Raw genomic sequence first — 21,135 nt, forward strand, 5'->3', positions numbered from 1 at the left:
TGTGCCGTACTCCTTCCTCAGCCACCTCGAGTGCTCGCGGACCGGCGACTGCCTGGACGCCGACGCCGTCCAGGGCCTGTCCCCGGCGGGCGCGCCGCTGCTCGCGCGCTACGACCTCGACGGGGTCCGCGAAGCCGTGACGCCGAAGGAGATCGCCGGGCGCGAGCCGACGCTGTGGCGCTACCACGAGGTGCTGCCGGTGCGCTCGGCCGAGCACGTCGTCAGCCTCGGCGAAGGCATGACGCCGTTGCTGCGCCTGCCGCGCTACGGCCGTGAGCTGGGGCTGTCACGCTTGTGGATGAAGGACGAAGGCCTGGTCCCGACCGGCACGTTCAAGGCGCGCGGCGCGGCGGTCGGCGTCTCGCGGGCGGCCGAGCTGGGGGTGCACGGGATCGCGATGCCGACGAACGGCAACGCCGGCGCGGCGTGGGCGTTGTACGCGGCGCGCGCGGGAATGTCGAGCCTGGTCGCGATGCCGGACGACGCCCCGGTGATCACCATGCGCGAGTGCGTCGCGGCGGGCGCCGAGCTGTACCGGGTGGACGGTCTCATCGGCGACGCGGGCAAGCTCGTCGCCGCGGCCGTCGGGCGGCGGCCCGGCGTGCAGGACGTCTCGACGCTGAAGGAGCCGTACCGCATCGAGGGCAAGAAGACGATGGGGTACGAGATCGCCGAGCAGTTCGGCTGGCGGTTGCCCGACGTCATCCTGTACCCCACCGGCGGCGGCGTCGGCATCATCGGGATCTACAAGGCACTGCTGGAAATGCGGGAGCTGGGCTGGGTTTCCGGGCCGCTGCCCCGGCTCGTCGCCGTCCAGGCCACCGGGTGCGCGCCGATCGTCACGGCGTTTTCGCGCGGTGACCGCGAAAGCACGCCGTTCCCGGACGCCCGCACGGTCGCCTTCGGCATTACGGTCCCCAAGGCGCTGGGCGACTTCCTCGTGCTCGACGCCGTGTACGCGACCGGCGGCACCGCGATCGCCGTCACCGACGAGGAGCTTCTCAAGGCGCAACGGGACCTGACGTCGTACGAAGGCACCTTCGTCTGCCCGGAGGGCGGAGCGTGCTTCGCCGCGCTGAAGCACCTACGCGAGTCGGGGTGGCTCGAGGGCAGCGAAGACGTCGTCGTGCTCAACACCGGCGCCGGGATCAAGTACCCGGAGACGGTGCCCCTGGCCGTCCCGCTCCTGTCGACGACCGACGCGATTCCTTAAAGGACCGACCGCACGGTCTCGGGATCGCGGGCGACGACCGTCGTGCCGTCGTCGGCCGTGATGATCGGCCGCTGGATCAGCTTCGGGTGCGCGGCGAGCGCGTCGATCCACTTCGGCCGGTCCGCGGGCGTGCGACCCCAGGTCTTGAGGCCGAGTTCTTTCGCGACGGGCTCGGCGGTGCGCGTGATGTCCCACGGCTCCAGGCCGAGGCGCTTCAGGACGGCTTCGAGCTCGGCGGCCGTCGGCGGGTCCTCGAGGTAGCGGCGCACGGTGTATTCGGCGCCGGCCTCGTCGAGCATCGACACGGCGGACCGGCACTTCGAGCAGGCCGGGTTGATCCAGATTTCCACGGCGGCAGCTTACCGCCCTGGTTTTAGAGCACGTGCTCTGTTACGGTCGCGGCATGCCCCGCCCCCGCGTCCACGACCTCGACGCGCTCCTCGACGTCGCCGAGCGGCTCGTCGCCTCCTCGACGGAGGTGACGGTCCGTGGCCTGGCGGCGGCCGCGGGCGTCCCGAACGGGACGATTTACCACGCTTTCGGGTCGCTCAGTGCGGTGAAGGCTCAGGTCTGGCTACGCGCGGCCACGGCGTTCCTCGACCTGCAGACGTCCCGGGTGGATCAGGCTCCTTCGCCGGTGGAGGCGGTCGTCGCGGCCGCGGACACGCCGGCGGAGTTCGCGCTGCTGCGCCCCGACGGCGCGCGGATGCTGTTGTCGGTGCGCGGCGACCGGCTGTTCGGGCCGGAGCTGCCCGACGAGCTGGCGGAGGCCCTGCACGCGGTGGACAAGCGCCTGGTCGCGCTGCTGGTGCGGCTGGCCCGGCAGCTGTGGGACCGCGGGGACGGACTGGCCGTCGACGTGATCACGACGTGCGTCGTCGACCTGCCGACGGCGTTCTTCCGGCGTGACATCACCGATCAACTGGTGCGGGAAAGGCTGGCCGCCGCGGTGCGGGCCGTGCTGACCGTGTCCCCTCGAGAAAAGGACCGACCGTGACCGTTTCCGTACTCGACCTCGGTGCCGACGAGAACCGGTTCTCGCCGGACTGGCTCCAGCGCGTCCATTCCTATTTGGACGGTGTCGAAGGTCCTTTGGTGACGACCGGCAGCGGCAAGTTCTATTCGAACGGCCTGGACCTCGAATGGCTGACGGCGAACGGTGACCGGGCCTCGGAGTACGTCGCGGAGGTCCAGGAGCTGTTCGCGCGGGTCTTGACCCTGCCGGTGCCGACGGTGGCGGCGATCAACGGCCACGCGTTCGGCGCGGGCGCAATGCTGGCGATGGCCCACGACTTCCGCGTGATGCGCAGCGACCGGGGTTACTTCTGCTTCCCGGAGGCGGACATCAACATCCCGTTCACCCCGGGCATGGCGGCGCTGATCCAGGGAAAACTGACCCCCGCGGCGGCCATCGCCTCGATGACGACGGCCCGACGCTTCGGCGGCTCGGCGGCGGCGGAGATCGGCTTGGTGGACGAGGTCGCGGCCGAGGGCGACGTGCTGAAGGTGGCCCAGGAGCGAGTGGAGGAACTGGCGGGCAAGGACCGCGGAACGCTGGGCGCAATCAAGGCAACGATGTTCGCCCCGGCCGTGGCGGCTCTGCGGGCGGCGGGGTAGGCCTCCGGCCCCCGGTATCCAGCTTACCGGGGACCACCGACAGTTTCGGCCGGCCGGCGGAGCAAGCCGCGGCGAGCTGCGGCTGGCGGCGGAGCGAGCGGCAACTCCCGCCACCCCGCGCCCTTTACTCCCCCACCGCCGCCAGCCACCCCCGCAAGTGGACCCGCGGCGGCGAGGCAAGCTGCGGCGGCGGGCCGAACGAGCTAGTGCGCCGCGGCGAAGCCGACCGCGGCGGCGCAAGCCGCGGAGCGGCGGAAGCCGAGCCGCGCGAAGCGAGCGGCAACGCCCGCCACCCCGCGCCCCTTACCCCTCCACCTCCGCCAGCCGCCCCCGCAAGTGGGCCCGCTCCGGCTCCGTCCCCGCCAGCTTCAAAGCCTCCCGATACGCCGAAGCCGCCTCCTCGGCCCGCCCCAGCCGGCTCAGCAAATCCCCTCGCGCCGCCGGAAACGGGCTGTACCCCCGCAACCTCGGCTCCCCCGCCAGGCCCTCCAACAACGCCAACCCTGCCTCCGGGCCGTCCCTCATCGCCACCGCCACCGCTCGGTTCAGATCCACCACCGGCGACGGTGCCAGCCTGCCCAGCACGTCGTACAACGCCACGATCTGCGGCCAGTCCGTGCTCGCCACGTCCGCCGCCTCGTCGTGGAGGGCCGCTATCGCCGCCTGGACTCCGTACCAGCCCGGCGGGCCTCCCGTCAGCGCCTGCTCCACCAGTTCCGTTCCCTCGGCGATCATCGAGCGGTCCCAGCGGGTGCGGTCCTGGTCGTCCAGCAACACGAGGTCGCCGTCCGGGCCCGTTCGGGCCTCCCGGCGGGCGTGGATCAGCACCATCAGCGCCAGCAGGCCCGTGACCTCCCGCTCCCCCGGCAGCAACCGCCGGAGGATGCGGGCCAGGCGGATGGCCTCCTCCGCCAGGTCGAGCCTCTGGAGGTCCGGGCCCGAACTGGCCGCGTAGCCCTCCGTGAAGATCGAGTACACCACCTGGAGCACACCCGGCAGCCGGCTGGGCAGTTCGGGAGCGTCCGGGACGCGGAACGGGATCCGCAGCGTGCGGATCCGGTTCTTCGCCCGGACGATCCTCTTGCCCATCGTCGCGCTCGGCACCAGGAACGCGCGCGCCACCTCCGGGGTCGTCAGCCCGGCGAGGCAGCGCAACGTCAGCGCCGCGCGGTCCTCCGCCGGCAACGCCGGGTGCGCGCACGTGAAGAACAACTGGAGCCGCTCGTCCGGCAAGCCACCCGACGGCGAGGGCGGGGCGGGCGCCGTGCGCTCGGCCTCGACCTGCATCTCGGCGAGCCGGGCCGCGTAGGCCTGGTCGCGGCGCAGGCGGTCGACCGCCTTGCGCCTGGCCGTCGTCATCAGCCAGGCGCCCGGCTTCGGCGGCACGCCCTCGGCCGGCCAGTGCACCAGCGCCGCCTCGATCGCCTCCGACGTCACCTCCTCGGCGAGGTCGAGGTCGCCGAACCGGCGGGCGAGCGCGGCCAGCAGCAGCCCGCGCTCCTCCCGGAACACCGCCTCGAGGGTGAGCCGGGGCGCCTCGCCCGCCACCGTCGTCAGCCCTCGTAACCGGCGAGCGGCCGGACCACGATCGACCCGCCGTCGCGGGACCCCGGGCAGCGCGCCGCCCAGTCGAGGGCGACGTCGAGGTCCGGCACGTCGACGACGAAGTAGCCGCCGAGCACCTCGCGGGACTCGGCGAACGGGCCGTCGGTGACCAGCCGCTCGCCGCGTTCGTCGACCCGGACCGTGGCCGCCGTCGTGAAGTCGGCGACCGAATCGCCGCCCACGTGGACGCCGGCTTCCTTCAGGGACTTGTCGAACAGCATCCAGTCGTCCGGCGTGCTGCAGCCGGTGGGCGCGCCGTCGGCGTCGAGAGCGGCGTTGATCAGCATCAGGTACTTCACGGTTCCTCCTGTGGCTCGGTTGCCGTACGCCAGCACTACGAACGACGGCCGGCCCGTTGGACACCCCTGCGCCGGAATTTTCTCATGTCAAGAAACTTTGACACGATGTCTGATTTGTTTTACCTTGGCGAGGTGACCCACGAAGAGAAGAACGCCTGGATCCTCGGGATCGCCGCGGTGGTGAGCTACGCGGTGTACCTCGTGCTGGTCCTCGGCCGGGCCGGCGGGCGGCCGCTGACCGAGGTCCCGTACGTCGCGGCGCTGCTCTGGACGGTCGGCACGTCCATCGTCGCGACGATCGTGCTGAGCATCGTCGTCGCGATCGTGTCGAAGGACGGCGCGAAGGATCAGCGCGACGTCGAAATCGGCCGGCTGGGCGAGCACGTCGGCCACTCGTTCGTCGTCATCGGCGCCGTCGCCGCGCTGCTGCTGGCGATGGCCGAGGCGCCGCACTTCTGGATCGCCAACGTCATCTACCTGGCCTTCGTCCTGTCGGCGGTCCTCGGGTCGATCACCCGGATCTCCGCCTACCGGCGGGGTTTCCAGCCGTGGTGAAGCCGACCCGCGTCACGAACTCGCTGCGCGCCCTCCGGTTCGCGCACGGCCAGATGACCCAGGCCGAGCTCGCCACACGGCTCGGGGTGACCCGCCAGACCGTCATCGCCATCGAGCAGGGCCGCTACTCGCCCTCACTCGAAATGGCGTTCCAGATCGCGCATGTGTTCGCGGTCCCGCTCGAAGAAGTGTTCCAGTACCCGGAGGAGTCGTCGTGAAAGCCATTGTCCAAGACCGCTACGGAAATCCCGGCGTTCTCGAACCGCGCGACATCGAAAGACCGGCGCCCGGGCCCGGCGAGGTCCTCGTGCGCGTGCACGCGGCCGGCGTCGACCCGGGCGTCTGGCACCTGACCACCGGGCAGCCGTACCTGGTGCGCCTGCTCGGTTTCGGTGTCCGCAGGCCGAAGAACCCGGTGCGCGGCCTCGACTTCGCGGGCACGATCGAGGAAACCGGGGACGGTGTCACGAAGTTCCGCCGCGGCGACGAGGTGTTCGGCGAGTGCACTGGAGCGTTCGCCGAGTACGCCGTCGCGAAGGCCGATCGGGTCGCCGCGAAACCGGCCCGGCTCTCGTTCGAGCAGGCGGGGGCCGTCGCGATCTCCGGGTGCACCGCCCTGCAGGGCCTGCGTGACGCGGGCCGGGTCCGGCCCGGCCAGTCCGTCCTGGTGATCGGCGCCGCGGGCGGCGTCGGGTCGTTCGCGGTGCAGTTGGCCAAGACCTTCGGCGCCGAAGTCACCGCGGTGTGCAGCACCGGCAAGACGGACCTGGTCCGCGAACTCGGCGCCGACCACGTCGTCGACTACAGGCGCGAGGACTTCACCGGCCGGCGGTACGACCTCGTGCTGGACACGGCGGGCGCGCGCCGGCTCACGCACCTGCGCCGGGCGCTGACGCCGCGCGGCACGCTGGTGCTCGTCGGCAGCGAGACCGGCGGGCGGTGGTTGGGCGGCACCCAGCGGCTCGCCGGCGCGGCGCTGCTGAGCCTGTTCGTGGGTCACCGGCTGCGCGGCCTCGTCTCCGCGGTCCGCGGCGCCGACCTCGAAGTCCTGCGCGAGACGATCGAAGCCGGCGGCCTCACGCCCGCACTGGATCGCACGTACCCGCTCGCCGACGCCGCGGCCGCGATCGACTACGTCCACAAGGGACACTCGGCGGGCAAGGTCGTGCTCACGCTCGGAAGCCGCGGTCCTGCAGCTTCTTGATCCGGTTGACGTGGGCGGGGTGCCCAGCCAGTCGACGGCGAGCACGGCGGACAGGTCGGGCCGGGCCCGATCACCGGGTCAGCGGAAGACGCCCGCGTGCGCCTCGGCCCACTCGTCGAACGTCCGCGCCGGCCGCCCGGTCACCTCGTGGACCGTCGGGTACACCGTCGCCTCGTCCAGTGTCCCGTCGACGTAGAAGTTCCAGAACGCGTCGACGTACTCACGCGGCATGCCCGCTTCGAGCTCCACCCGCGTCTCGTCGTTCGACAGCCCGACGAACTCCAGGTCCCGCCCCAGCACCGAGGCCAGCACCGCGACCTGCTCCGCCGGCCGCATCGCCACCGGCCCGGTCAGTTCGTGCACCAGCCCTTCGTGCCCGCCGGCCAGAGCGAGCGCCGCCACCGCCGCGATGTCCGCCGGGTCGATGCACGCCACCGGGACGTCGGGGAACTGGACGCGGACCGTGTCGCCCGCGCGCAGCTGCGGCAGCCAGCGCAGGGCGTTCGACATGAACGCGCGCGGCCGCAGGAACGTCCAGTCCAGGCCCGATTCCCGCGCCGCGCGCTCGGACAGCGTCATGTACCGGGAGACGGCGTTGTCCATGTCCTCCAACGCCGCCGAGCCGCCGGACAGCAGCACGATCCGCCGCACCCCGGCGTCGCGCAGCAGGCCGGAGATGTCCTCGTACCCGGACAGCAGGAAGACGCCCTCGACCCCCTTGAGTGCGTCCGTGAGGCTTCCGGGCGAATCGAGGTCCCCCACGGCGGCTTCGACCCCGTCCGGGAGGGTGACGTCCGGCCGGCGCACCAGCGCCCGGACCGGGGCGCCCGCCGCCGCGAGTGCCGAAACCACTTCCGCGCCGACGTTGCCGGTGGCGCCGGTGACCAGGAACATCCGCTCAACCCCCCGGAGTCGTTCGTCCCGGCCAGCCTAGCGCCACCGGACGGACGTCAGTCCTGCGTCGGCAGCTCGTCGAACTCGACGACCTGGCGGACCTCCACCTCGATGTCCTGGTCGAACAGCTCGACGTAGCGCTTGGCGAACTCGACGGCCTCCGCCCGGTCCGCCGCGTTGATCAGCGCGAACCCGCCGATGACCTCCTTGGCCTCGGCGAACGGCCCGTCGGTCACGCGGATCGCGGCGCCGCGCGGCTTGCGGACCAGCGAGCCCTTCTCCGTCGGGTGGACGCCCTCCGCGGTGATCAGGATGCCCTTCTCCGCCGCCTCCTGGATGAACCCGCCCATCTGCTCGATGAACTCCTGGCTCGGGTTCCAGCTCTTCGGGTCCTGCTCGTCGACCCGGTGCATCATGAGAAACCGCATGGTGTGCTCCCTGGTGTTCCGTCGGCCGGGGTCCGGTGCGTTCCCGGACGCGGTGACCGGCCTTCACCCCCGCGTCGAACGGCCGCGACCGGCGTTCGACATTTCCCCGGGGAGATTTTTCCGGCAGAGTACCTGTGACCTGCATCACCACGGAGAGGGAGTCCGATGTCCATCCTCCTCGCGATCGGTACCCGCAAAGGCCTGTGGCTGGCGACCAGCACGGACGACCGGGCCACCTGGGAGGTCACCGGCCCGCACCACCCGATGACCGAGGTGTACGCGGTCGGCATCGACACGCGACGCGGCACCCCGCGGCTGCTGGCCGGGGTCACCAGCGAGCACTACGGGCCGAGCGTGGCCACCAGCGACGACCTCGGCGCGACCTGGACCGAACCGGACCACGCGCCGATCGCGTTCCCCGCGGACACCGGCGAGTCCCTGGCCAGGGCGTGGCAGCTGGTGCCGGGCCCGGAGAGCGAGCCGGACGTCGTCTACGCCGGCACCGAGCCGTCCGCCCTCTTCCGCTCCGACGACGGTGGCCGCACCTACGCGCTCGTCCGGGGTCTCTGGGACCACCCGCACCGCGAGCACTGGACGCCCGGGGGCGGCGGGAAGGCCGTCCACACCGTCCTCCCGCACCCCACCGATCCCGGCCGCATCACGGTCGCGATGTCCACCGGCGGCGTCTACCGCACCGAGGACGGCGGCGAGTCCTGGGCGGCGAGCAACACCGGCATCAAGGCGGTCCACGTGCCCGACCCGTACCCCGAATACGGCCAGTGCGTGCACAAGGTCGCCCGGCACCCGGCCGCGCCGGACCGCCTGTTCGCGCAGGTCCACCACGGCGTCTACCGCAGCGACGACGCCGGGGCGACCTGGCAGTCCATCGCCGAGGGCCTGCCCAGCGACTTCGGCTTCCCGATGGTCGTGCACCCGGGCCGGCCCGAGGTGATCTACACATTCCCGCTGGTCGCCGACGCGATGCGGTTCCCGCCCAAGGGCCACTGCCGGGTGTACCGCAGCGAGGACGCCGGGAAGTCGTGGGAAGCACTGGGGCCGGGCCTGCCGGACGGGTATTGGGCCGGCGTCATGCGGGACGCGATGTGCACCGACGACGCCGACCCGGCCGGGGTGTACTTCGGCTCGCGGACCGGCGACGTCTACGCCAGCCGCGACGACGGCGACAGCTGGCAGCTCGTCGTCGCACACCTGCCCGACGTGCTGAGCGTCCGCGCCGCGAGGGTGTGAACCGTGCGGATCACCGTGCTGCTGCCCGGCACGCTGCGGGAGAAGGCCGGCGGCGAGGCCCGGCTGGCCGTCGAGGTCGCCGAACCGGCCACCCTGGGCGCCCTGCTCGACGCGCTCGCCGAGCGGTACCCGGCACTGGAACGGCGGCTGCGCGACGAACAGGCGGGGCTGCGCCGGTACGTCAACTTCTACGTCGACGGCGAGGAGTGCCGCCGCCGCGACGGCACCGCGACCGTGCTGCGCGCGGACGCCGAGGTGCAGATCATCCCGTCGGTCGCGGGAGGCTGAGCTCGTCGAACAGCGCCGCCGCCCGGCCGGCCGTCGCGGCCGCCCGGCGTCCGGTGCTCAGCAGCGCCAGGACGACCAGACCGGCTCCGAGCCCGGCGACCAGCCACCACACGCCGTGCCCCGCGCTCGAGAGCGCGACGCCCAGGGTGGTCCCGGTCTGCCGTCCGGCGGAGGCCAGCGACGCGGCCACCCCGGCCATCGAACCCGGCATGCCGGAGACGGCGGTGTTGGTGATCGGCGGGTTCACCGTGCCGAGGAACACGCCGAACAGCAGGAAGGTCGCGAGCACGGCGGGCAGCGGCGTGGCCGGGCCGAGGAACGCCGAGACGACGCCGCCCACGGCGAGGGCGGCACCGGCGGCCACCAGCGGCCACCGCGGCCCGCGTGTGCCGACGAACCGTCCGGTCCGCGGGGACAGGACCAGGACCAGCACGCCGACCGGCAGCAGGCACAGGCCCGCCGTCAGCGGGGTCAGGCCCCGGACGTCCTGCAGGTACTGCGTCGTGACGAACAGGAAGGCGCCGAACCCGCACAGCGCGAACAGGGCCATGACTATCGCCCCGCTGAAGGAGAGACTGCGGAACAGGCGCAGTTCGAGCAGCGGGTCGGCGCGGCGCGGTTCGTACGCGAGGATGCCCAGGACGCCGAGCCCGGCGAGGGCCAGCAGGCTGACGCTCCACGGTGACGTCCAGCCCAGCCGCGGCGACTCGATCAGCGCGGAGACGACGCTGCCGAGCACCAGCAGCACGAGCACCTGCCCCACCGGGTCGAACCGGCGGGCCCGCGGCGCACGCGACTCGGGCACGAACAGCGTCGTCGCGACGAGCGCGGCGGCGATGATCGGGACGTTGACCCAGAAGACGGCCCGCCAGCCGAGGCCGTCGACGAGCGCGCCGCCGAGGATCGGCCCGAGCGCGAGCGCCAGGCCCGACATCGAGCCGAACACGCCGATGGCCCGGGCGCGTTCGGCCGGCGCGGGGAAGGTGGTGGCGACGATGGCCATCGCGACCGGGTTGAGCATGGTGCCGCCGGCGGCCTGCAGCGCGCGGGCCGCGATCAGCCAGCCGATGCCCGGGGCCAGGCTGCACAGCAGCGACCCGAGGCCGAAGAGGGCGAGCCCCCACCGGAAGACGCGGCGGCGGCCGAACCGGTCGGCGGCGGACCCGGCGAGCACGAGGAAGGCCGCCAGCACGAGCGTGTAGGCGTCGACGGTCCATTGCCGGCCGGAGACGGAAGCACCCAGGTCACGGCGGATGGCGGGCAGGGCGACGGTGACGATGGAGATGTCCATCACCACGACGACGATGCTGGCGCAACAGATGGCGAGCACGAGCCCGGGACGGTTGGTGGTCATGCTTTCGACGCTAGGATTTAGAGCGTGCTCGAAGTCAACCCGATCCCCGCGGAGGGCCTGTCGATCGCGGACGCGGCCCGCCGGACCGGGGTCAGCGCCCACACGCTGCGCTACTACGAACGAGCGGGCCTGGTGGTGACCCAGGTCGACCGCACCAGCGGCGGCCGGCGCCGCTACCACAAGCTCGACCTGGACTGGATCAAGATCTGCACCAAGCTCCGCGCGACGGGCATGCCGATCAAAACGATCCGCCGGTACGCGGACCTGGTCGCCGCCGGCCGCGGCAACGAGCAGGAGCGCCTGGCCCTGCTGGAGGAACACCGCGCCGACGTGCTGGCGAGGCTGGCGGAGCTGGAGGAGAACCTCAAGCTGATCGACCGGAAGATCGGGGTGTACCGGGGCCGCCTGGAGGCAGGTGACGCGGACGGCCTCTGGGCGCCGGGACGGCCGCGCTGACGCCTACCCCAGGCCGCTGTACGCCGCGCCGACCATGGTCATGCCGCGGCCGTCGCCGGCGATGGCGTCGAGCATCTGGTTCATCGCGTAGGCGACGGTGAGGCCGGCGTCGAGGTCGTTGAACACCAGCGAACCGCCCATGCCGCCCCAGAAGCAGTTCCGGCCGCTGATGCCGTAGCCCAGGCCGTACCGCATCGGTACGCCGAAGCCGTAGTCGAGACCGTGGTACTGCTCCTCCAGCGCCCGCTCACACCCGGCCCGCGAGAGCAGCCGGACGCCGCCGACGGCTCCGCCGGCCGACAGGACCGACTGGACCCGGGCGACGGACCTTGCGTTGCCGTAGCCGGCCCCCGACGGGATTTCCGCGCGCCGCCAGGCCGCGGTGTTCGTGTCCTCGGGCACGAACTCGGGATTGGGGGCGGCGTCGAAGAGTTCGGTGGGCGGCGGCACGGTCAGCCCGCCGGGCGGGGCGAGGGACGGCGCCACGCGGTGGTGGTGGCGCTCGGGCAGTCCGATGTGGAAATCGGCGCCCAGCGGCCCGGCGACTTCTGCGCCGAAGAACGCGCCGATCGTCTTCCCGGTGATCCGGCGGACGATCTCCCCGAGCAGGAACCCCTGCGTGAGCGCGTGATAGCAGCCGATTTCCCCGGGCGTCCACCGCGGTTTCTGCGCGGCCAGCAAGGCGGTGACTTTGCCCGGGTCGCCGAGATCTTCGAGCGTGATCGGCGTGTCCCAGACGGGCAGCCCCGCCGTGTGCGACAGAACGTGCCGCACGCGGACGTCCGCGGCGCCGAACTCCGGCCAGTACCGGACGAGCGGCGCGTCGAGGTCGAGCTCGCCGCGATCGGCGAGGATCAAGGCGCACAAGGCGATCATCGTCTTGGTCGTGGACCAGACGTTGGTGATCGTGTCTTCCTCCCAGGCCACGGTCCGGCCGGCGTCGGCGTACCCGCCCCACAGGTCGGCCACCAGCTCGCCGCGGAAAACGACCGCGACCGAAGCGCCGACGTCGTCCTTGGCCAACGACTCCGCGAGCGCGTCGCGCACCTCTCCGAACCGCTCGTCGCACGTTCCGTGCACCTGCACCATGGGACCGGACTCAACTCCGCCTTCCCCGGCCACGCCACCGAATTAAAACCGGCGAATTCCCCACGAAAAGTCCTTTGTCAACTTGTAGTGCGCCACCCGGGTGCGCCGGTGCCACGATGAATGCTCCGGACGGACGTATCGAAAGGTGCGCCGATGGCGACCGAAGTGGCGACCTTCTGCCCGCTGTGCGTGTCCCGGTGCGGAGCCACCGCCACCGTCGAGGACGGGCGCCTGCTCGCCCTGCGCCCGCTGCCCGGCCACCCCACCGGGCAGGCCCTCTGCGTCAAGGGCAAGGCCGCGCCGGAGATCGTCGAGCACCCCGGCCGGCTGCTGCACCCCTGCGGCGGACCGCTCCGAAGGGAGCGGCCGACCCCGGCTGGGAGCGCATCGGCTGGGACGAGGCCCTGGCCACCGTCGCGACGCGGCTGACGGCGGTCGCCGCCGAGTCGGGGCCGGAAGCCGTCGTGTTCGGCAGCGCCTCGCCGTCGACGTCGGCGATGTCCGACTCGGTCGACTGGCTGACCCGGCTCCGGCGGGCCTTCGGGAGCCCGAACCTGGTCAGCTACATGGAACTGTGCGGCTGGGGCCGGCACCTGGCCACCACGTACACCTGGGGCGAGCCGGTGCCCGGCGCCTACCTGCCCGATCTCGACCACGCCGGCTGCGTCCTCTACTGGGGGTACAACCCGTCGGTGTCCCGGCTCGCGCACGCCACCGCGACGACGGCGGCACTGCGGCGGGGCGCGAAGCTCGTCGTGGTGGACCCGCGCCGGGCCGGCCTGGCGAGCAAGGCCGACCACTGGCTGCGCGTCCGGCCCGGCACGGACGCCGCCCTCGCGCTGGCGATCACCCACGAGATGATCGAAAACGGCTGGTACGACCCGGACTTCGTCGAACGCTGGACCAACGCGCCGTGGTCGGTCCGGACCGACACCGGCGAGCTGCTGGCCCCCGGCACACCGGTGCCGGCCGGGGTGGCGACCCGCCGGGTCTGGGACCTCATCGCCGAAGAGTGCGCCCGGTTCGCCCCGGACGTCGCCGAGCGGATCACCGGCGTCCCCGCGGACCGGATCACCGCCGCGGCCCGGCTGCTGTGGGAGGCGCGCCCGGTCGCGTTCTACACCTGGAGCGGGCTGGAGCAGCACAGCAACGCCACGCAGACCGTCCGGGCGATCGGCCAGCTGTACGCCCTCACCGGCTGCCTCGACGTGCCCGGCGGGAACGTGCTGTTCACGCCCGTGCCGGCGAACCCGGTCGACGGGGCGGCGCTGCTGCCGGACGGGCAGCGGGCCAAGGCCATCGGCGTCGGCGAACGGCCGCTCGGCCCGGCGCGGTTCGAGTACGTCACCGGCGAGGACTTCTACCGGGCGGCGCTGGACGGTATCCCGTACCGGGCCCGGGCGCTGGTCAACTTCGGCGCCAACCTGGTGCTCGCCCACGGCGACAGCGCGCGTGGCCGGGACGCCTTGCGCGCGCTGGACTTCTTCGTGCACACGGACTTGTTCATGAGCCCGACCGCGGAGCAGGCCGACATCGTGCTGCCGGCGACGAGCGCGTGGGAAGCCGAGGCGCTGCGGATCGGGTTCGAGACCGGCCAGGACGCGCAAGCCACCGTCCAGCTGCGGCGTCGGCTGGTCGCCCCGCGCGGCGAAGCGCGTCCGGACCTGCGGATCATCTTCGACCTGGCCGTCGCGCTCGGGCTGGGCGAGCATTTCTTCGACGGCGACATCGAGGCGGCCTGGCGCCACCGGCTCGCCCCGAGCGGCCTGAGCCTCGACCAGCTGCGGGCCACCCCGGAGGGCATCCGCCTGCCGCTGAAGACGGTTTACCGCAAGTACGAACGGCAGGGCTTCCGGACGCCCTCCGGCGTCGTCGAGCTGTACTCCGAAACGCTGCTCCGGAAGGGCTATCCGCCGCTGCCGACCTACGACGAGCCGTCGATCGGCCCGCTGTCCCGGCCGGACCTGGCGGCCCGCTACCCGCTGGTCCTGACCTGCGCCAAGTCGCTGTTCTTCTGCGAGACCCAGCACCGCGCGATCACGAGCCTGCGCAAGTCCGCCCCCGACCCCCAGGTCGAGCTGCACCCGGACACGGCGGCGGCCCGCGGCATCACCGCCGGCGACTGGGTGCGGCTGGAGACGCCCCGGGGCAGCGTCCGCGCGCGGGCGAAGTTCAACGTCAACCTCGACCCGGGCGTGGTGTGCGGCCAGCACGGCTGGTGGCAGCCGGCGGCGGGGCTCGGCGAGCCGGGCTACCCGGTCACCGGCGAGGGCAGCGCCAACCTCAACCTCGTGCTGAGCCAGGGACCGAGCGACCCGGTGAGCGGCAGTTCGCCGTTGCGCGCGTCGCTGTGCGAGATCGCGCTGGAGACCGGCTAGCGGCTCCGGGTCCCCAGGGCGGGCGATGATCGTCCGGGGTGCCGTCGTCTACCGTAAGGGTGGAACGGGCTACCGTCCGTGTGCTCCGACGGCGATGGCAAGGCGGCTGGTGAAGGAACGCGAGTTGCGGCGCCGCTGCAGGCGGCTGCTGAACGAACTGGGCATCCGGCCCCCGCTGGACGTCCTCGAGCTGTGCCGCAGCGTCGGCGAGCAGCGCGGCCGCCCGATCCGGCTGCTGCCGCACCGGATCCCGGTGCCGGGGCCGTTCGGCGCCTGGATCGCCACCGCCCAGGCCGACTACATCGTCTACCAGCAGGACACGAGCAAGGCCCACCAGCGCCACATCATCCTGCACGAGCTGGGCCACATGCTGGCCGGCCACGGCGCCACCGCGGAGAACCCCGACCTGGTCGCCCAGCTCGCGCCGGGCCTGGAACCGGAGGCAGTCCGGCGCGCCCTGCTGCGCACGTCCTACGACACCGACCACGAGCGAGAGGCCGAGACGGTGGCGACGATCATCCTGGAGTGGGCCTCGGTCCTCGACCGGGTGGCACCGCCGTCGTCGGACGAGGGCGCCGCCCGGCGGATCGACGCGGCGCTCGACGAACGGCTGGGCTGGCTGTGAACAGCAAAGTCACGCTGATCGTGCTCCAGGGCGTCATCCTGTTCCCGGCGCTGCTGTGGAAGATCTACCAGCTGACACGCGCACCGGGCGACATCGCGCGCTGGATGGTCACCGCGTGCCTGGCCTGCTTCGCGGCCGCGTACCCGCTGGGCCTGCTGGCGGGCGACGTCAACCAGCCGGACCCGGGGCGGATCGTGCCGCTGCTGTTCCAGCACATCTTCCTGTGCGGGCTGGTCTTTTCCCTGGCGTGTTTCTTCCTGTTCTCGGCCCTCCCGGCCGCGCGGGCCCGGCGCCGCGCGCTGCTGGAACTGATTCCGCTGGCCACGGCGATCCTGGTGATGGCCACGGTGACAGTGCTCATGCCGGACGTCCCGCCGGCGCAGTACCCCCGGGCCGCGGTATCGGTCTTCTACCTCGCGGCGGACCTGTACCTCACGTACGGCATCGCGAGCGCCTGCTTCTTCGCACGCCGCTACGCGCGCGGCGCGGCCCCGCGGCTGGCGCGGGGGTTGTCGGTGGCGTCGGTGGGTTTCGCGATCGGCGCGTTGGGCGGAGCGACCCTGATCGCGGTGGTCCTGGTCCGCTGGACGGGCGCGGCGATCCCCTGGCTGCTGGTGCAGGGCACGGTGTTCCTGGTGTTCCCGAGCGCGATCCTGCTCGTGGTGGGTCTGTCCTACCCCGGCGTCGCCACCCGCCTGGCGGCGGCCAGGGTGTGGTGGCAGCACCTGCGCACGTACCACCGCCTCCGTCCTCTGTGGACAAAGCTGCACGAGGCCTTCCCGGAGGACGCACTGAGCCGCACCCCGCGGGGCCACTGGGACACGCTGAGCGTCCTGGGCGTCCACCGCCGGTACTACCGCAGGGTGATCGAATGCCGCGACGGACTGGTCCGGATCAGCCCGTATGTGGCTCGCCTGGAAGGGCCGTTACCGGACCGGCTGACGGAGGCGTTGCGCGCCCACGCCCGCCGGGACCAGGTCCCGGAGGAGCCGATGCCGATCGCCATCCCGGACGGCGGCAGCCTGGACGAGGACGCCCGCGAGCTGGTCACGTTGTCGGAGTCCCTGGCGTCCCCGGTCAGCCGCACGGCACGGTGAGTTCCGCGCCGTTGGCGGTGTAGGTGGTGATCGCCGTCCCCTGGCACACGTACTGCACGACACCCTTGCCGCTGGCCACGACCTGCGCGCCACCGTCGGCAAGCCGCGAAATCGAGACGGGCAACGGGATGATGGGCCCGAGCGGGAAGTAGGAATACTGGTTGACCGCGGTCAGCGTGGTCCCGCTGAAGGTGAAGCTCCGGATCGGGCCACTGACGGCGTGCGCGGGAGCAACCCCGGCGCCGCTCAGTGCGACAACCCCGACAGCGACCGTGGCGTATCGAGCAATCCGATGCGGCATGCCTACCGTTCTAACACCGCGGCCGCGGGGTGTCTGCCGCCATTCGTGCCGGTCAGCGGGCAAGCCACGGAGCGAGCAGCTTCTCCAGATCGGCATCCGAAAGCGCCCGCGGGCCGCCGTGGAACTCGTGCCACCGCGAAGCGTCGCGCGCCGCGTTGTACTCGACCTCGTACGCCCGCATCAGGACGTACATGAACGTCACCGAGCTGAACCGCTCGCCGAGCAGCGTCCGCGCCTGGCGGGCGACGTCCGTGGCGCCGGTGAAGTCCGACAGTTTCAACGATTCCGCAGCCGGGTCCAGCAGGCTGGGCGCATACATCACGACGATTTCTCCATAACCGAAACGAAAACTCAGCCTTCGGCAGCAAGCTGCCCGCAGGCGGCGGCGATCTCCTGGCCGCGCGTGTCACGCACCGTGCACGCTACTCCCCCGGCGTTCACCAGCCGCACGAACTCCCGCTCCACCGGCTTCGGCGACGCATCCCACTTGCTGCCCGGCGTCGGGTTCAGCGGGATCACGTTCACGTGCACCAGCTGCCCCAGGTGCTGCCGCAACCGCTTCGCGAGCAGCTCGGCCCGCCACGGCTGGTCGTTGATGTCCCGGATCAGCGCGTACTCGATCGACACCCGGCGACCGGAGGTATCGGCGTAGTACCGCGCCGCCGAAAGCACCTCGTCCACCGACCACCGGTTGTTCACCGGCACCAGCGTGTCCCGCAGTTCGTCGTCCGGCGTGTGCAGCGACACCGCCAGCCGCACCTGCATCTTCTCGTCCGCCAGCTTGCGGATCGCCGGCGCCAGACCCACCGTCGACACGGTCACCGAACGCTGCCCGATCCCCAGGCCGCCAGGAGCGGGATCGGTGATCCGCCGCACCGCCGCCACCACCCGCTTGTAGTTGGCCAGCGGCTCGCCCATCCCCATGAAGACGATGTTCGACAGCCGGCCGGGCCCGCCGGGCATCGTGCCGTCGCGCATGACCGCCGCCGCCGAACGGACCTGGTCGACGATCTCCGCCGTCGACAGGTTGCGGTCCAGGCCGCCCTGGCCCGTCGCGCAGAACGGGCACGCCATGCCGCAGCCCGCCTGGCTCGAGATGCACAGCGTCGCGCGGTCCGGGTACCGCATCAGGACGCTCTCCAGGAGCGTGCCGTCGTGGGCGCGCCACAGCGTTTTGCGCGTCGCGCCGTTGTCGGCCGCCAGGGCGCGGACCTCGGTCAGCAGCGTCGGCATCAGCGACTCGACGAGCCGCGCGCGCGAAGCCGCCGGGATGTCCGTCATCTCCTCCGGGTCCACGGTCAGACGGGAGAAGTAGTGGTTCGACAGCTGCTTCGCGCGGAACGGCTTCTCCCCCAGCTCGGCGACGGCATCCGCACGCTCGGACACCGAAAGGTCGGCGAGGTGACGCGGCGGCAGGCCGCGCTTGGGCGCGTCGAAGACGAGGGGAAGGGCAGTCATAACCGGACCAGTGTCCCACGCGCCCGCCGGGGCTGCCCGTGGCGCCCCCACCAGGTGTACCCCAGGTCACGGGCCGCCCCCGGTCGGCGGGGCCGGGTCACCCACAGGGATGATCCACCGTGCACCGCGTCCGACGAGAGAGGTGAGCGCGTGTCCCTCCGGCACCTTGTCCTGGTTGTCGCCCTCACCCTGGGCGTCACCGCCTGCAGCACCCCGGCGGAGAACGTGCCCGCGAAGCCGAGCGGGCCGCAGGCGAACGTCGGCGCCCTGCACCTGCCTCTGCCGGCGGGCGCGACCTACACCGAGCACAGCCCGGACGGCCTGCTCGACGGCTGCATCGCCGAAGGCACCGCGGTCTGCGAAGCGCGCGTTCTGGACCTGCGCAAGACGGACCCCGATGCCCCGATCAACCCGCCGAGCACGAAGCGGCCCTTCGGCTGGTACACCGGCACCGATCTGCCGACCTGCATCACGCCCGCTTCGCCGCCCGGGAAGGCCTCGGGCGCCAAGGACAGCAAGCTCCTCGACTCCGGCTTCGCGCCGATCGGGCCCAAGAAGGCCGAGTACGGCCGCTGGCAGGTCACCTGCGAGAACTCGGCGCAGAACAACCAGGTCCGGATGTGGTGGCTGCCGACGAGCAAGGTCCTGGTCGTCCAGTACGGGTCCTTCCCCGGCTGGGACGCCAAGATGGACACCCTGCTCGCCGGCGCCACCTTCAGCTGACGGCGTCGAGTGCGGCCCGGATGATCGCGTCCGTGTCGATGCCGTGGTAGCGGTAGACGTCCTCCAGCGACCCCGACTGCCCGAAGCCGGTGACGCCGAGCGCGACCGACGGCACCCGGTTGATCCCGGCCAGGAACGCCAGCGTGTGCGGATGCCCGTCGAGCACCGTCACCAGCGGCTTGGCCCGCGAAGCCGGGAAGACCTGGTCCAGGATCCACGACTCGGCGCCGCCCCGGCCCGACCGCGCCTGGAGAGCCTCGAACAACAGGCCCGGGCTGGTCACGCAGACGACGTCCGCCTCGACGCCGACCTGCGCCAGCCGCTCGGCCGCCGCCAAGGTGTCCGGCACCAGCGCACCCATCGCGGCGAGCGTGACGGCAGGTGAAGCGGCGCGCCGCAGCAGGTACGCGCCCGCCACGACCTGACGGCGACGACGTTCGCGCGCGGCCGGGTCGGCGGGCACGTGGGCGAGCGTCTGGTCGACCGGGCGCGTCGAGAGCCGGAAGTACGACGACGTCCCGCCGGGCTTGCCGAGCCGGCCGAGCGCGGCCAGCAGCGTCCACTCGGTGTCGATCGCGAACGCCGGTTCGTAGCTGACGCAGCCGGGCTGCTCGATGCCGATCGACGGCGTGGTGATCGACTGGTGCGCGCCGCCTTCCGGGGCGAGCGTGACACCGGACGGCGTCCCGATCAGGATCGACTGCCCGCCCGCGTAGATGCCGAACGACCACGGTTCCAGCGCGCGCTCGACGAACGGGTCGTACATGACGCCGATGGGCAGCAGCGGCTCGCCCCAGCGGCTCCAGGTCGCGCCGAGCTCGCCCAGGAGGCCGACCAGGTTCGTCTCGGCGATGCCCAGCTCGACGTGCTGGCCGGTCGGCTTCTCCCGCCAGTGCATGATCGTCTCGGGGTCGTCCTCGAACCAGTCGCGGCGCTCGGTCGCCGACCAGACGCCGACCTTGTTGACCCAGCCGCCGAGGTTGGTCGTCGAGCTGACGTCGGGGCTGACCGTCACCACGCGCTTCGCCGCTTCGGGCGCTTCGCGCGTCAGATCGAGCAAGACGCGCCCGAGCGCTGCCTGCGTCGTCGCGGTCCCGGACGGTGTACGTCCGATGTCGACCGGCAGGTCCAGCGAAGGCGCCGAAGGAACGTCCGGACGGCGAAGGCGCGAAGCGACTTCAGCGCACAACGCGGCTTCGGGCGACCCGGCAGCGAAGCCCTCCCACGGCGAAGCGAGGTCCGTACCCAGCGAAGCAGCCAGCTCTTCCATCTGGGCCACGGTCAGCAGCGAGGAGTGGTTCTGCGGGTGCCCCTGCGTGGGCAGGCCGCGACCTTTGACGGTGTAGCAGAAGATCACCGTCGGCCGGTCGTCCGCAATGGACGCGAAGACCTCGTCGAGCGAGCCGAGGTCGTGGCCGCCGAGGTTCCGGATCGCGGCCAGCAGCGTCTCGTCGTCCAGCGAGGCGACCAGCTCGCCCAAAGCGGCGTTCCCCGCGGGCAGCCGGTCGCGCACCTGGGCGGCGTCGCAGCGCAACAGCCGCTGGTACTCGGGGTTCGGCATGCCGTCGATGCGGGCGCGCAGCTCGGCGCCGCCGGGCCGGGTGAACAGCTCCTCCAGCAGCCGCCCGTACTTCAGGGTCAGCACCTGCCAGCCGGCCGCGTCGAACATGCCCTGCAGCCGCCCGGCCGCGATGTTCGGGACCACCCGGTCGAGCGACTGGCGGTTGAGGTCGACGATCCAGACGATCTCGCCGAGCTCGGCGACGGCCGGGTCGAGGATAGCCTCCCAGATCGCGCCTTCGTCGAGTTCGGCGTCGCCGACCAGCGAGTACTGCCGCCCGGTGCCCGCGTCGGAGCCGCGCGTGGTCAGGTAGCGGCGGGCCAGCGCACCCCAGATCGGGGCGGTGGCGCCGATGCCGACCGAGCCGGTCGAGTAGTCGACGGGGTCGGGGTCCTTGGCGCGGCTCGGGTAGCTCTGCAGGCCACCGAACTCGCGCAGCGTCGGCAGGTAGGCCTCGTCCAGCTCGCCGAGCAGGTAGTTGATCGCGTGGAGCACCGGCGACGCGTGCGGCTTCACCGAGACACGGTCTTCGGGGCGCAGGTGCCGGAACCACAGCGACGTCATGATCGAGACCAGCGACGCGCACGACGCCTGGTGCCCGCCCACCTTGAGCCCGGACGGGTTCGGCCGGACCCGGTTGGCCTGGTGCACGATCGCGGTGGCGAGCCAGAGGACCCGCTGCTCGATCGCGGTGAGCGCCGGGGCGGTCACGGGGGCATGGGTCATCGTCGACACCTTTCGT

General features: G+C 72.2%; 25 protein-coding genes. 14 read left to right on the top strand and 11 right to left on the bottom strand.

What is annotated here, in order from left to right:
- Position 1 precedes the first annotated feature (1 nt).
- On the top strand, positions 2-1,213 hold the full coding sequence (locus tag ACWEVN_RS08705) for a threonine synthase (protein ID WP_452050781.1): 1,212 nt from the start codon (positions 2-4) through the stop codon (positions 1,211-1,213).
- On the opposite strand, the gene ACWEVN_RS08710 is transcribed toward ACWEVN_RS08705, so the two are convergent.
- On the bottom strand, positions 1,210-1,563 hold the full coding sequence (locus ACWEVN_RS08710) for an arsenate reductase family protein (RefSeq protein ID WP_310974409.1): 354 nt from the start codon (positions 1,561-1,563) through the stop codon (positions 1,210-1,212). The two genes, ACWEVN_RS08705 and ACWEVN_RS08710, sit on opposite strands and share 4 nt — an antisense overlap.
- A gap of 53 nt (positions 1,564-1,616) precedes the next feature.
- Between ACWEVN_RS08710 and ACWEVN_RS08715 the strand changes: the two genes are divergently transcribed.
- Complete coding sequence (locus ACWEVN_RS08715) at positions 1,617-2,210, top strand: TetR/AcrR family transcriptional regulator (protein ID WP_452050782.1); 594 nt, start codon at positions 1,617-1,619, stop codon at positions 2,208-2,210.
- Entirely contained in the window at positions 2,207-2,830 is a 624-nt protein-coding gene (locus tag ACWEVN_RS08720; protein ID WP_452050783.1) for an enoyl-CoA hydratase/isomerase family protein, read from the top strand. The genes ACWEVN_RS08715 and ACWEVN_RS08720 overlap by 4 nt, the downstream gene beginning before the upstream one ends.
- Positions 2,831-3,133: 303 nt before the next feature.
- Here the strand turns inward: ACWEVN_RS08720 and ACWEVN_RS08725 are convergent, their stop codons facing one another.
- Together ACWEVN_RS08725 and ACWEVN_RS08730 are read right to left on the bottom strand one after the other, a co-directional pair.
- Positions 3,134-4,378 (bottom strand): RNA polymerase sigma factor, encoded by a 1,245-nt coding sequence (locus ACWEVN_RS08725; protein ID WP_452050784.1) that lies wholly within the window; start codon positions 4,376-4,378, stop codon positions 3,134-3,136.
- A 5-nt stretch (positions 4,379-4,383) separates the two neighbouring features.
- Positions 4,384-4,734, bottom strand: coding sequence for a YciI family protein (locus ACWEVN_RS08730; protein WP_310974413.1), 351 nt, complete (start codon positions 4,732-4,734; stop codon positions 4,384-4,386).
- A 105-nt stretch (positions 4,735-4,839) separates the two neighbouring features.
- Between ACWEVN_RS08730 and ACWEVN_RS08735 the strand changes: the two genes are divergently transcribed.
- The 3 genes from ACWEVN_RS08735 to ACWEVN_RS08745 are packed head-to-tail and all read left to right on the top strand — an operon-like array spanning position 4,840 to position 6,493.
- On the top strand, positions 4,840-5,289 hold the full coding sequence (locus tag ACWEVN_RS08735; protein WP_452050785.1) for a hypothetical protein: 450 nt from the start codon (positions 4,840-4,842) through the stop codon (positions 5,287-5,289).
- Positions 5,283-5,507 carry a helix-turn-helix transcriptional regulator gene (locus ACWEVN_RS08740; protein ID WP_449682741.1) on the top strand — a complete coding sequence of 75 codons (225 nt, stop codon included), beginning with the start codon at positions 5,283-5,285 and terminating at the stop codon, positions 5,505-5,507. The genes ACWEVN_RS08735 and ACWEVN_RS08740 overlap by 7 nt, the downstream gene beginning before the upstream one ends.
- On the top strand, positions 5,504-6,493 hold the full coding sequence (locus tag ACWEVN_RS08745) for an NAD(P)-dependent alcohol dehydrogenase (protein WP_452050786.1): 990 nt from the start codon (positions 5,504-5,506) through the stop codon (positions 6,491-6,493). The genes ACWEVN_RS08740 and ACWEVN_RS08745 overlap by 4 nt, the downstream gene beginning before the upstream one ends.
- Positions 6,494-6,571: 78 nt before the next feature.
- On the opposite strand, the gene ACWEVN_RS08750 is transcribed toward ACWEVN_RS08745, so the two are convergent.
- Positions 6,572-7,387 carry an NAD(P)H-binding protein gene (locus ACWEVN_RS08750; RefSeq protein ID WP_452050787.1) on the bottom strand — a complete coding sequence of 272 codons (816 nt, stop codon included), beginning with the start codon at positions 7,385-7,387 and terminating at the stop codon, positions 6,572-6,574.
- 56 nt (positions 7,388-7,443) lie between these two features.
- Positions 7,444-7,815 (bottom strand): YciI family protein, encoded by a 372-nt coding sequence (locus ACWEVN_RS08755; protein ID WP_310974419.1) that lies wholly within the window; start codon positions 7,813-7,815, stop codon positions 7,444-7,446.
- Positions 7,816-7,980: 165 nt separating this feature from the next.
- Between ACWEVN_RS08755 and ACWEVN_RS08760 the strand changes: the two genes are divergently transcribed.
- Together ACWEVN_RS08760 and ACWEVN_RS08765 are read left to right on the top strand one after the other, a co-directional pair.
- Positions 7,981-9,063, top strand: a complete 1,083-nt coding sequence (locus tag ACWEVN_RS08760) for an exo-alpha-sialidase (protein ID WP_452050788.1) — start codon at positions 7,981-7,983, stop codon at positions 9,061-9,063.
- Positions 9,064-9,066: 3 nt separating this feature from the next.
- The gene (locus tag ACWEVN_RS08765) at positions 9,067-9,351 is read left to right on the top strand and encodes a ubiquitin-like small modifier protein 1 (RefSeq protein ID WP_452050789.1); all 285 of its coding nucleotides are present in this window, start codon (positions 9,067-9,069) and stop codon (positions 9,349-9,351) included.
- Here the strand turns inward: ACWEVN_RS08765 and ACWEVN_RS08770 are convergent.
- Positions 9,326-10,705: an MFS transporter gene (locus ACWEVN_RS08770; protein ID WP_452050790.1), complete on the bottom strand. Its 1,380-nt coding sequence runs from the start codon at positions 10,703-10,705 to the stop codon at positions 9,326-9,328. The genes ACWEVN_RS08765 and ACWEVN_RS08770 overlap by 26 nt on opposite strands.
- Before the next feature lie 24 nt (positions 10,706-10,729).
- On the opposite strand from ACWEVN_RS08770, the gene ACWEVN_RS08775 reads away from it, so the two are divergent.
- Positions 10,730-11,161: a MerR family transcriptional regulator gene (locus ACWEVN_RS08775; protein ID WP_449682735.1), complete on the top strand. Its 432-nt coding sequence runs from the start codon at positions 10,730-10,732 to the stop codon at positions 11,159-11,161.
- A gap of 3 nt (positions 11,162-11,164) precedes the next feature.
- Here ACWEVN_RS08775 and ACWEVN_RS08780 read toward each other — a convergent pair whose 3' ends face one another.
- Positions 11,165-12,250: a serine hydrolase domain-containing protein gene (locus ACWEVN_RS08780; RefSeq protein ID WP_452050791.1), complete on the bottom strand. Its 1,086-nt coding sequence runs from the start codon at positions 12,248-12,250 to the stop codon at positions 11,165-11,167.
- A gap of 153 nt (positions 12,251-12,403) precedes the next feature.
- On the opposite strand from ACWEVN_RS08780, the gene ACWEVN_RS08785 reads away from it, so the two are divergent.
- The 4 genes from ACWEVN_RS08785 (at position 12,404) to ACWEVN_RS08800 (ending at position 16,350) form a co-directional block, all read left to right on the top strand.
- Positions 12,404-12,679 carry a hypothetical protein gene (locus ACWEVN_RS08785; protein WP_452050792.1) on the top strand — a complete coding sequence of 92 codons (276 nt, stop codon included), beginning with the start codon at positions 12,404-12,406 and terminating at the stop codon, positions 12,677-12,679.
- A complete protein-coding gene (locus ACWEVN_RS08790; RefSeq protein WP_452050797.1) occupies positions 12,676-14,628 on the top strand; it encodes a molybdopterin-containing oxidoreductase family protein in 1,953 nt (650 codons plus the stop codon). The genes ACWEVN_RS08785 and ACWEVN_RS08790 overlap by 4 nt, the downstream gene beginning before the upstream one ends.
- A gap of 109 nt (positions 14,629-14,737) precedes the next feature.
- Positions 14,738-15,253 (top strand): hypothetical protein, encoded by a 516-nt coding sequence (locus ACWEVN_RS08795; protein WP_449682847.1) that lies wholly within the window; start codon positions 14,738-14,740, stop codon positions 15,251-15,253.
- A complete protein-coding gene (locus ACWEVN_RS08800) occupies positions 15,250-16,350 on the top strand; it encodes an MAB_1171c family putative transporter (protein WP_449682732.1) in 1,101 nt (366 codons plus the stop codon). Before ACWEVN_RS08795 ends, ACWEVN_RS08800 begins: the two co-directional genes overlap by 4 nt.
- On the opposite strand, the gene ACWEVN_RS08805 is transcribed toward ACWEVN_RS08800, so the two are convergent.
- Genes ACWEVN_RS08805 through rlmN form a run of 3 tightly spaced genes read right to left on the bottom strand, consistent with a single transcriptional unit; the run spans position 16,331 to position 18,109 of the window.
- The gene (locus ACWEVN_RS08805; RefSeq protein ID WP_452050793.1) at positions 16,331-16,651 is read right to left on the bottom strand and encodes a hypothetical protein; all 321 of its coding nucleotides are present in this window, start codon (positions 16,649-16,651) and stop codon (positions 16,331-16,333) included. The two genes, ACWEVN_RS08800 and ACWEVN_RS08805, sit on opposite strands and share 20 nt — an antisense overlap.
- A gap of 52 nt (positions 16,652-16,703) precedes the next feature.
- Entirely contained in the window at positions 16,704-16,970 is a 267-nt protein-coding gene (locus ACWEVN_RS08810) for a hypothetical protein (RefSeq protein WP_449682730.1), read from the bottom strand.
- 32 nt (positions 16,971-17,002) lie between these two features.
- A complete protein-coding gene (rlmN, locus tag ACWEVN_RS08815) occupies positions 17,003-18,109 on the bottom strand; it encodes a 23S rRNA (adenine(2503)-C(2))-methyltransferase RlmN (protein WP_310974426.1) in 1,107 nt (368 codons plus the stop codon).
- Between the two features lie 150 nt (positions 18,110-18,259).
- Here rlmN and ACWEVN_RS08820 point away from each other — a divergent pair, with 150 nt between their 5' ends.
- Positions 18,260-18,832, top strand: a complete 573-nt coding sequence (locus tag ACWEVN_RS08820; RefSeq protein ID WP_452050794.1) for a hypothetical protein — start codon at positions 18,260-18,262, stop codon at positions 18,830-18,832.
- Here the strand turns inward: ACWEVN_RS08820 and ACWEVN_RS08825 are convergent.
- Positions 18,825-21,119, bottom strand: a complete 2,295-nt coding sequence (locus ACWEVN_RS08825; protein ID WP_452050795.1) for a transketolase-like TK C-terminal-containing protein — start codon at positions 21,117-21,119, stop codon at positions 18,825-18,827. The genes ACWEVN_RS08820 and ACWEVN_RS08825 overlap by 8 nt on opposite strands.
- Positions 21,120-21,135 lie beyond the last annotated feature (16 nt).

It is taken from the genome of Amycolatopsis sp. NPDC003861 (assembly GCF_053605405.1).